The sequence below is a fragment of the Terriglobales bacterium genome, from assembly GCA_035457425.1.
Lineage (GTDB): Bacteria > Acidobacteriota > Terriglobia > Terriglobales > Acidobacteriaceae > JACPNR01.
On record DATIBR010000001.1, the window covers coordinates 1 to 10202 of the forward strand.

General features: G+C 66.5%; 7 protein-coding genes. 2 read left to right on the plus strand and 5 right to left on the minus strand.

The features are described from left to right. The coding region (locus VLA96_00005) for a carboxypeptidase-like regulatory domain-containing protein (GenBank protein HSE47569.1) at positions 1-1615 on the plus strand (1615 nt) is incomplete at its 5' end. Between the two features lie 54 nt (positions 1616-1669). Here the strand turns inward: VLA96_00005 and VLA96_00010 are convergent. Next, positions 1670-1966 (minus strand): hypothetical protein, encoded by a 297-nt coding sequence (locus tag VLA96_00010; GenBank protein HSE47570.1) that lies wholly within the window; start codon positions 1964-1966, stop codon positions 1670-1672. A gap of 254 nt (positions 1967-2220) precedes the next feature. Between VLA96_00010 and VLA96_00015 the strand changes: the two genes are divergently transcribed. After that, on the plus strand, positions 2221-3153 hold the full coding sequence (locus VLA96_00015; GenBank protein ID HSE47571.1) for a tetratricopeptide repeat protein: 933 nt from the start codon (positions 2221-2223) through the stop codon (positions 3151-3153). A 36-nt stretch (positions 3154-3189) separates the two neighbouring features. Here VLA96_00015 and VLA96_00020 read toward each other — a convergent pair whose 3' ends face one another. The 4 genes from VLA96_00020 to VLA96_00035 all read right to left on the minus strand — a co-directional run. Beyond that, positions 3190-5334: a VWA domain-containing protein gene (locus tag VLA96_00020; protein HSE47572.1), complete on the minus strand. Its 2145-nt coding sequence runs from the start codon at positions 5332-5334 to the stop codon at positions 3190-3192. Beyond that, positions 5331-5867: a hypothetical protein gene (locus VLA96_00025; GenBank protein HSE47573.1), complete on the minus strand. Its 537-nt coding sequence runs from the start codon at positions 5865-5867 to the stop codon at positions 5331-5333. The genes VLA96_00020 and VLA96_00025 overlap by 4 nt, the downstream gene beginning before the upstream one ends. Then, complete coding sequence (locus VLA96_00030; protein HSE47574.1) at positions 5864-7570, minus strand: sodium:solute symporter; 1707 nt, start codon at positions 7568-7570, stop codon at positions 5864-5866. The genes VLA96_00025 and VLA96_00030 overlap by 4 nt, the downstream gene beginning before the upstream one ends. Before the next feature lie 90 nt (positions 7571-7660). After that, positions 7661-10202, minus strand: a 2542-nt coding sequence (locus tag VLA96_00035; protein ID HSE47575.1) for a TonB-dependent receptor, incomplete at its 5' end; no start/stop codon positions are given.

A 10202-nucleotide genomic window follows, 5' to 3' on the forward strand; every position in this document is an offset into this window, starting at 1 on the left:
CTCCGGCCTGGTGCGCGACTCCGCCGGCGTGCCGCAGATGGGCGCGGCGGTCGAGGTCATCGCCGCCGGCGGCTCGGTGGTGCGGCGCGTCTATTCCGACGAGAACGGCCAGTACCGCGCCGCGCAGATCCAGCCCGGCACCTACCACATGCGGGTGAGCGCCGCCGCTTTCCTGCCGTCGCTGCGCGAGAACGTGCGCCTGGCGAGCGGCACGCACCTGCTGGTCAACGTCACGCTCAGCACCCTGTTCGAAGCCATCCAGATGATGCCCACGCGGCGCAACTCGCCGCAGGATGAGGACGACTGGAAGTGGACGCTGCGCTCGGTAGGGAACCGCCCGATCCTGCGCGTGCTCGATGACGGGGAGGCCGTCGTCGTCGCCAGCGCCGACCATCCCGACGACCGCCGCCTGAAGGCGCACGTCGCCTTCGTCGCGGGGTCGGAAGCGGCCGGTTTCGGCTCGACGGCGGAAGCCAGCACCGCCTTCACCCTCGAGCGCTCCTTGTTCTCCTCGGGCACGCTGAGCTTCAAGGGCAACGTGGGGTATGGCAACGGAGAGCCCGGCGGCGTCCTGCGCGCTACCTACTCGCACCAGTTCGGCAGCTCGCGCCCGCAGGTCGCGCTGACCGCGCGCCGCTTCGCCACCATCGCGAGCGTCCCGCAGTATGGAGCGCTGGAAGCCTATTCGCTCACCGCCAGCGACAGCGTCACGCTCGCCGATCTCGTGGAAGTCACCGCAGGCAGCGAATTCCAGTCGGTGCAGTTCGCCCGCCAGGTGCACGCCTTCAAGCCGTTCGGCACCGTGGACTTGCATCTCGGTCCCGACATGGTGCTCCAGTACCGCTACGCCAGCTCGCAGCCTTCGACGCGCGCGGCCAAGGGTTTCGACAGCGCGCCGGCAGACCTGAGCGAGTCGGGCCCGCGGATGTCGCTGGAAGGCGACCAGCCGGTGCTGGAGCGGGCGCGGCATCATGAGCTCTCGCTCTCGCGCCGCTTCGGCCGCACGCGCGTGCAGGCCGCCGCCTACATGGACCAGATCTTCAACGCGGCGCTGGTGGGCGCGGGCGACGTGACCGCCGACTCCGGCGATTACCTGCCCGACGTCTACTCCAGCACCTTCACCTGGAACGGCGGCGACCTCAGCACGACGGGGGCGCGCGTGGTGGTGCAGCAGGAGTTCAACGAGGCGCTCACCGGCACGCTCGAGTACTCGACCGGCGGTGTGATCGCGGTGGCTGACAAGGATCTGGCGTGGGACGTGATGCGGGCAACGCTGCGCCAGGAGCGGCGCCACGCGGTCGCTGCCAAGCTCTCGGGGCGCGCGCCGCGCCTCAAGACGCGCTGGATCGCAAGCTATCGCTGGACCAACGGCCGCGCGCTCACCCCGGTGGATTGGTTCGACGCCTCGCCCGGCCAGGCCGATCCGTACTTCAGCGTCTTCCTCCGCCAGCCCGTGCCGCAGGTCGCCTTCCTTCCGCCCAACATGGAAGTCCTGGTGGACATCCGCAACCTGCTCGCCCAGGGATACGTTCCGGTCGTGGGCCGCGACGGCCAGACGCTCTACCTCGTCCAGGCGGCGCGCGCGGTGCGCGGCGGCCTGGCCTTCAACTTCTAGTCAGGTGAAAGTCAAAAGCCCCGCCGCGGCGGGGCTTTCCTGTTCTGGCCGGGGTCAACGTTTCTTGTCGTGGTAGACGGGCTCATCGGCGAGGCCGAGGAAGCCTCCCGGCTGATACGCGTCGGGCTCGACGGGCTCACCCGCGAGGGACTCGTTCTGCGTGCGCGTGCGGAAGGTCGCAACCAGCGTGTGCTCGCCGTCCGCGGCCCCGGTCACCAGCACGGCGGGTCCGGCAGCGGCGGCTTCCAGCGCGCTCTCCACTTCGCCGGCGGCCGTTCGTGATATTTCCACGTTCTCCACGTGCTGCGCCAGGGCAGCCGCGGTCTCCTGATCGAAGGCAATCCACTTCATGGTCGGGTCCTCGGACGAGTGCGCAGCAGGTGAGATGCTGGAAGCCTGCCGGCTGGATGGTTCCGGAGTGGGGCCGAGCTGCGCCCGGGGCGTCGCGGAGTACACTGTCTGGCTGAAGAAGCGCCAGGCAGCGCGCTCACGCATAGGCCGCGCGGCGCTCATCAAAGCTGCGGGTCCCAACGGACCGCGGTGAAGGAGTCCCTCCGATGGGAAGCGGCCGTCAGCCAGCGATATGGGCCGGCATCTGCTGCTGCTTGCTCCTGGCTGCGTCCGCCTGCGCTCAGCGGCCCGGCGCCAAGTCGGTCGACCTGCGCATCTACGTGCGTTACGCCGAGACCAGCAAGCCGGTGCCGCGAGTGCGGGTGGAGCTCATCGATGCGAATACTGGTGTCCCGGCACAGTCGAACTACACCACCGAAGAAGGCACGCTCGAACTGCGGCAGATCGAGCCGGGCTACTACCGCATCCGTGTCAGCGACCTGAGCCTGGAGACGACGACTTCCGACGCGTTCGATCTCAACGCTTCCGGCTCGCAGACCATCCATGTCCCGCGAAGGAAGGGCGCGCCGGTGGTGGGGAATCCTGGGGTCGTTGCGGCCACGGACTTGCAGGTGCCTGCGAAGGCACGCAAGGAGTTCGAACGAGCGCAACGGGCGCTCGAAGCGGGCGACGTCGCTCGCGCGCAAGCGCATTTTCGCAAGGCCATCGAGCGTTACCCGCAATATGCGCACGCCTGGAACGACCTCGGCATCACGTACATGCAGACGGGGGACCACGAGCGCGGTCGCGAAGCCTTCGAGAAGGCCATCGCTGCCGACGACAAGTACGGTGAAGCTCTGCTGAACCTCGCCAAGGTCCGGGCGAGCGAGAACAAGAACCCCGAAGCCGAAGCGCTGCTGCAGCGGGCCCTGGCCACCAGTCCCAACAATCCGGAAACGCTCACGGTGCTGGCGAACATCCTGCTCCTGGAGAACAAGCTGGAAGAGGCTGCGACCACGGCTGCCAAGGTGCACTCGCTCGAGCACAGCCGCTTTGCCATCGCCCACTGGATCGCCGGCCGCGCCCTTGAACTTCAACACAAGGACGCCGATGCTATCGCGGAGTACACCACCTACCTGAGCGAATCGCCGGATGGCGCGATGGCCGAGCAGGCCAAGGCGTCGCTCAAGTCACTCCGCGAGCACTGAAGCGTCCGGAGACGCGCTGCCGGAAGCCCGGTAGCGTCAACGGATGTCGAAGGCGGTCGCATTCGAAGCGGAGGTGTCGCCTCCGAAATCCTTCGTAACGACTTCGAGCGTGTAGTTGCCGGCGGGCAACGACTTCAGGCTGAGTTGCGCGACGAACCAGACGGTATCCGGCCGGATCCCGGGGATGGCTTGCACGTTCTTCTCCGGGATCGAGCCCAGGGCCTTACCGCCCTGTTTCACGTTGAAGACAGCGCCGACGCGCGGCTTCCTTGTCTGCGCGTCCAGCGCAAGCCCGCTCGCGGCGACCACCGCGATCAGCCTTCCGCCTTCGGAGAGCGCGGGGGTGGCCGGCTGATGAAACCGTGCGTTGCCGATGCAGAGCGCCTCGGCGTGGTCGGGACACTCCGCCTGCTCCATCTCGGTCGCGAGCACGATGTCGGAAAGCTGCGGCGAGCCGGTGGTCGGCATCCTCAGCTTGGCCGAGGCCGCGCCGTAGCGCCCGTCGGGGATGCGCAACAGCAGGTCGACGGACGCGATCTGGTCGGAGAACGGCAGCTGTCCCTGGAAGGTGATGTTGCCCTTGCGCTCCGCTGCCTCGGCGACCAGGCGCCACTCCTTCTCGTAGCTGGTGACGATGCGCCCCTCGCGGTCGCGCCCCACCACGATCACGTTCAGCGGCGGGCTCTTCTCATTCGCGCCGACGGCCAGCTGTGCGGGCACCGAATACGAGATCGGGACGTAATAGGAGCCATCGGGAGCGAGCATTACCGTGGCCTGCATCGCAGGGGAGAGCGAGCTCCTGACCGTGCCGGCATTCACCGAAGCGAGCAGCTGCGCGCCGGCAGGGCTCATCATGACGCCGCGGCCTTGCGGGATCGCCCAGTACCCCTTGCGATGGCGGATCTGCAGGCCTTCGCCCGCCACCTGCACGCGCAGCGTGCGGAACGTGCCATCGGCCACCGGATCGCTCGGACGGAACGTCATCACGTAGAAACTGTTCGTCTCATTGATGATGCGTGTGAATGCCGGTTGCAGGTCGTTGGTGTTCTTCACGAGGAAGCCGCCGGTGGAAGTCGCGAGCAAGTCGAGCTGGTCGGTGAGCGACCTGTCGCCCAGGATCTTCATGCGGTCGAACTTCGATTCGCCCCCCATGGTGTCGCCGATGCCTTGTTCGGAGATCTCGTTGATCTGCGAATTCAGGGCGGTGATGCCGCGCCGCTCGATCCCCACGCCGGTGTCGAGGCCGCTGGGGTCGATGACATAGAACGAGACGTTGGCCTGGTCGGCGGTGGCGATCAGCGCGTCCATCTGCGGGTTCGCGCCCGAGGCATAGGGGAAGCCTTCGGAGAAGACGATCACGTTCTTGCGCCCGGGCAGGTCGCGGTAGGCAAGCGCGATCGAGCGCAGCGCGACCATGATGTCGCGCACCTGGAAGGTGTTCGCCAGGCTGAGGAAGCCGCGCAGCGTGTTGATCTCGCGCATGTAGGCCTGCGCGAAGGGGTTGGAAGGACCACTGCGCGAGCCGGCTGAGGGCCCGAGTTGCGCGGTGCCGGAGGCCGACATGGCTTCCGGATGCGCCATCAGGTACAGTTCGTCGATCTGCTCCTGGATGGCGCGCCGGTCTGTTCCCGTGATCGTCCCGCGCGAGGCGCGGCGCTCGAGCGCATCCAGCGTCTTTCCCGCCTGTTCATAGTCGGCGGTGAAAGGCAGCGCGAGATGCAGCCCATGCTCGATGTAATAGATCGCGACCTGCGGATGTTCGGTCGTGACCTTGCGCAGATGCTGCAACACGGCATCGCAGGACCGCTTGATGTTCATCGGCCGGTTATCGGAGAGATCGAGCACCACCGTGATGAACTGCGGGAAGGCCGGCTTGGTCGGGGCGGTGGAGATGCGCGGCGCGCCGGCCGGCGCCTCGGTCGCTCCCGGTGTGAGCGTGGGCGCGGAAAAGTTCACGATCTTCTGCTCCACGCCATTTTCCAGGATCTTGAACGCGGAGGCGTCCAACCCGGTCACCACGTGGCCCTTCTTGTCGGTGACGATGGCGTCGACCACCACCAGCGTGGTCTCGGATCGGAACTCGGTAGGCGGCTTCGCTTCCTGGCCGCGCGTGCTGGTGCCCGCCAACAGCAAGCCGCCGAGGACGGCCACGGCCAACAAGGAGCAGGTTCTCTTCTTCATGCCATCAACCATTCCCGCACCATTTCCCGAGCCTTGGCGCCCTCGAGCGTTCCACGCACGCCATCGAGCACCCGCAAGCGTGCCTCCTGTCCACGGCCGTAAAAGCCCGCCCAGTATGGCACCAGTATCCTGTCTCCCGCCGGCTGGACCGCGATCTCCAGCTTGCCCGCGCGAAAGAAGCCCTGGCGGTAGATCATCCGCCGCAACTGGTCGCGCAGCCGCTCCGCTCCTGCTTCCGGGGAGAGCATCACGGGAAGCACGTTGCGGCCCTCCGCCGGGACGCATGCCTCAGGCAGCGAATCGACCTCATAGGGATCGAGCGCCCCGCAAAGCGCGTCGCCGGCGTAGCGCGAGCGCCGCGTGGCGCCCGCGCGACCGATCGTGACGTCGTATAGATGATAGGGAAGGTAGAGCAGCGCGACCGAGCGCAGCTCGCCATTCAGGAAGCGCTGCAGCGGCCCGCCGCGGAGGCGAAGCTCGGCTTCGCGCTGCGTCGTTCGCGAAGGCAGCGCGCGCGCCCCGGTCGCGCTCATCGGAAGTAGATCCATAGTCCGACCACGCAGGCCACCAGGAGCACGCTCATGGCGATGTTGATGCGGCGCTCGAGCGGTGTTTCGGGAGCCGGCTTGTACTGCTCGCGCAACAGGACGGGATCGACCTCGCTGGTGTCGATCTTCATGTCCACGGTGGCGAAGGTGAGCCCGGCGATCTTCCTGCGCTCCGGCGCGGGGCCGGCGAGGCTCACCAGCACCAGCACCGCCGAGCAGATCACGAACATCACGATGGCGTAGTGCAGGAAGTTCATGTCGAGGAGCGCGCGGATCATGGGCGACGTGAAACGATGGCCGCTGCCCATCTTGTCGAGGATCTCGAAGGTGAAGCGCAGGGCGCCAAACACGAAGCCGGTCAGCAGCGAGGAGATCGCTCCCGTGCCGTTCAGCCGGGGCCAGAGGATGCCGAAGATGAAACACGCCGCGATGGGCGGGCTGATGTATGCCTGCACGCTCTGCAAGTAGATGTAGAGCTGGCTGCTGATGAGGTGGATGAACGGCACCCAGAGGATCCCGAGCACCACCATCACGCCGGTGGCCACGCGGCCAAACGTCACGAGTTGCACCTCGCTCGCGTTGGGGCGCAGCTTCTTATAGAAGTCGAGCGTCACCAGGGTCGAGGCCGAGTTGAAGACCGAGCTCATGGCGCCCATCAAGGCGGCCAGCAAGGCCGCGATCATCAGGCCGACGAGGCCCGTCGGCAGCAGGTTCACGATGAGCGTGGGATAAGCGATGTCGCCGTTCATCACCTGGCCGTTCTCCACCTTGAACATCTGCGGGTACAAGGCGTACGCGATCAGTCCCGGGAGAACGAGGATGAACACCGGCAGGATCTTCAGGAAGCCGGCGAAGATGGTTCCGGCCTTGGCGTGGCCCTCGTCCTTGGCGCTGAGCACGCGTTGCACGATGACCTGGTCGGTGCACCAGTACCAGATGCCGAGGATGGGCGCGCCGAAGAAGATGCCGGTCCAGGGGAACTCCGGATCGGTGGCGGGCTTGAACATGTGGAAGTAACCGGCGGGCACAGCCGCGCGGATCCCCTCCATGCCGCCGACCTTATCGAGGCCGATCCAGGTGAGCACGACGGCGCCGGCGATCAGGATCAGGGTCTGCACCAGGTCGGTGTAGATGACGGCAGCCAGCCCGCCCGCGATGGTGTACACGCCGGTGGCGATGACGAGGATGAGCGCCGCCGTCATCGGACTCCAGCCCACCACGCGCTCGAGCACCACCGCCGCCGCATAGAGGTGCACGGAGATCTTGGTGAACACATACGCCAGGATCGAGATGCTCGCCAGATACACGGCGCAGGAGCGGTTGAAGCGGCGCTCCAGGAACTCCGGCATCGTGAATACATTGGACCGCAGGTAGAAGGGCACGAACACCCAGCCCAGGATCAGCACGATGATGCAGGCCAGCCATTCGAAGTGCCCGACGGCGAGGCCCGAGGTCGCGCCCGAGCCCGCCAGTCCGATGAAATGCTCGGTCGAGATGTTCGACACGAAGAGCGAGGCGCCGATCGCGAACCAGCCCACGTCACGGCTTGCCAGGAAATAATCCGCGGAAGTCCGTTCCCGGCGGGCGAAGTACATCCCGATGCCGAAGATGATGAGGAAGTAGACGACGATGATCGCGATGTCTACGGGCGCGAGAGAGCGGTGGAACGTCGCCGCAGCGTGGCCCATCGGCAGTGCCTCCTGGCGAAAGAGTCGACGACTGGCCGGCCAGCATACGGGCCGGCATGGTCTACCGCAACGTTCCTTTCCTGCGAGGGTCTAGAACGTGAATCGAGCCGCCAACTGGAAGGCCCGGGGGCCTCCCGAGCCGAACACGCCGCCGGCCGTCGTGACAGGCCGGCCGAACGACGACGAGCTTAGGTAGCCGGGGTCGAGCGGGTCATTGCTGTCGCGTGCCAGCACGTTGTTGAAGCCGGAGTAATTCAGGTTCGAGACTCCCAGGATGTTGGTGACGTTGAACAGGTTGAAGGCTTCCGCCATCGCCTCGATCGAGAACCGCTCGCGCACCTTGAACGTCTTCGCCAGCCGGATGTCGAACGAGTTGAAGCTGTCGTTGAAGCGCGCGCCTGGGGCGACGAGCGGCAGTTGATCGACGACCGGCAGGCCGGCATTGAGGGCCGCCAGAGCCGCGTTCAACTCGTCGGCGGTGTGGAAGACGCGTCCACCCGCGTTGCGCTGGAACTCCGGCACGCGGCTGCTGGCGTCGGGCAGCAGGATGTCCATGGGCACGCCCGAAGCCACCGTCCAGATGGGCGAGACGCGGAAGCCCCACGGCAGCAGTGCGGTCCCGGAGACCACGAAGCGGTGCCTCTGGTCGTTCGGCGCCGGGCCGTACTCCCGCCGGAGATCGCTCGGGTCGATGGGGCCGTTGGCGAACGGGATCTGGTCGTCGTTGGAGTAGTTGAACGCCTTCGACAGGGTGTACGAGGCCATGAACTGATAGCGGTGCGACATACGCTTGCGCACGCTCAGCAGCAGGCCGTCGTACTTCGTGTTCACGCTCGATTCCAGCGCCTTCACCTGATCGGGACCGCCCACGACGGGGTTGAAGACGGAACCGATGGGGCGGCCGTAGATGAAGTGCGTGCCAAGGTCATGCAGATAATCGGCGCTGGCGACGAAGTCGCCGCCCAGCGCCTTCTCCAATCCGAGGTTGAAGTGCTGCACCATGGGGTTCTGCATGTTGTTCGCGATGATGTTGATGCCCGCGGCGCCCGCGCCCGGCAACGGGAAGCCGCTGAAGGGGTCGGCGGTCGTGGGCGCGCCCGGCGCGAATGTTCCCAGGCCGGTGAGGAAGAAGACGTTGCCGGCACGGACCTCGATGGGGAGCGCGCGCCCGTCCAGGCCGCGCTCCAGCGAGCTGATCTCCAGCGTGATGCGGTCGTAGTAGATGCCGTAGCCGCCGTGCACGCTGAAGCGGGCGTCCCTGGTCGCCCAGTTGAAGCCGATGCGCGGCCCCAGGTTGTTGGTGTCCATGCCGCGGGAGCCGTGCAGGAAAGGGAGGATGATCGGGTTCAGCTCCGCGTAGCGCCCGATATTCTTCACGTCCGTGTCCAGTTCATAGCGCAGGCCGAGGTTCAGCGTGAACTGCGGGTGGAGGCGCCAGTCGTCCTGGAAGAAGAATGCGACGTAATTGTTGTCTGAATCGGGCAGCAGCAGCGGGCGGTCGGGGAAGGCGCTGCGCAGGGTCACGGCGAACAGCAGGTCGAGGTCGTTCACCAGGCCGTCGCCGTTGCGATCGAAGGGGGCGAAGTCCTCGAGGAACTCGATGCGCCCCTGCTGGAAGACGCGCAAGTCGAAGTCGGCGTCGATGCGCTGCATCTCGCCGCCGAAGCGGAAGAAGTGCCGCCCCACGTTCCAGGAGACGTTATCGCTCCATTGCAGGCGATTCTGCCGCGTCTGCTGCGGCACGCGGAAGGACGCGCCATCCTGGATGCTCGGGAAAGTGAACTGCGGGCCGGGCGCGACCGGTTCCGTGCGATTGATGAAGTTGTTCACGCTGATCGACGCCTTGTTCACGATGTCGTTCGAGATCACGCGCGTCCAGTTGAAGACGAATGACTGGTAATGGTTCTCGCCGTCCTGCCTCTGCGTGGCCGAACCGAGGGCGCGGATCAAGGTGCTGGAGTCCACTGCGTCGGCGCGCTCCACGGCGTAGCGGAAGCTGAGCTGGTCCTTGTCGCTGACCTGCCAATCGAGCCGCGGTGTGAACATCAGGTCGGTGAGCGGCGCGGGCGCGAACAGCCGCTGGATGGTCTGCGTGGGGACGTCGCGGCGGCCCACCAGCACGACGCCGTCCTGGTCGCGGTACTCGAAGCCGGCGAACCACCAAGCCTTGTCCTTCACCAGCGGCCCGCCGATGGCGGCGGCGTACTGCTGGCGGCTGAAGTCGGGGGTCTGCCCGAGGGTGCGGTCGAAGGTCGCGGGCAGCCCCTGCAGCACGTCGTCGCGCTCGAAGAACGAGATCGACCCGTGCAGTTCGTTGCTGCCGGAGCGCGTGACGACGTTGATGACCGACGAGCCCGAACGGCCGAGTTCGGCGGAGAAGCGGTTGGTCGCGATCTGGAATTCCCGCACCGCGTCTTGCGGGATATTCTGCAGCGCGCCGCCGACCACATCGTCGTTGTTGTCGGCGCCGTCGATGCTGATGTTCCCACCGCGCCCCAGCTGCCCGGCGGAAGAGATCTGCACGGTGTTCGTCTTGGTGGGGTCGAAGTTCGGCGCCGGCGAGTTTCCCGGCACCAGCAGCGCCAGTTCCAGATAGTTGCGGCCGTTCAGCGGCAGGTTCGCGATGGAATCC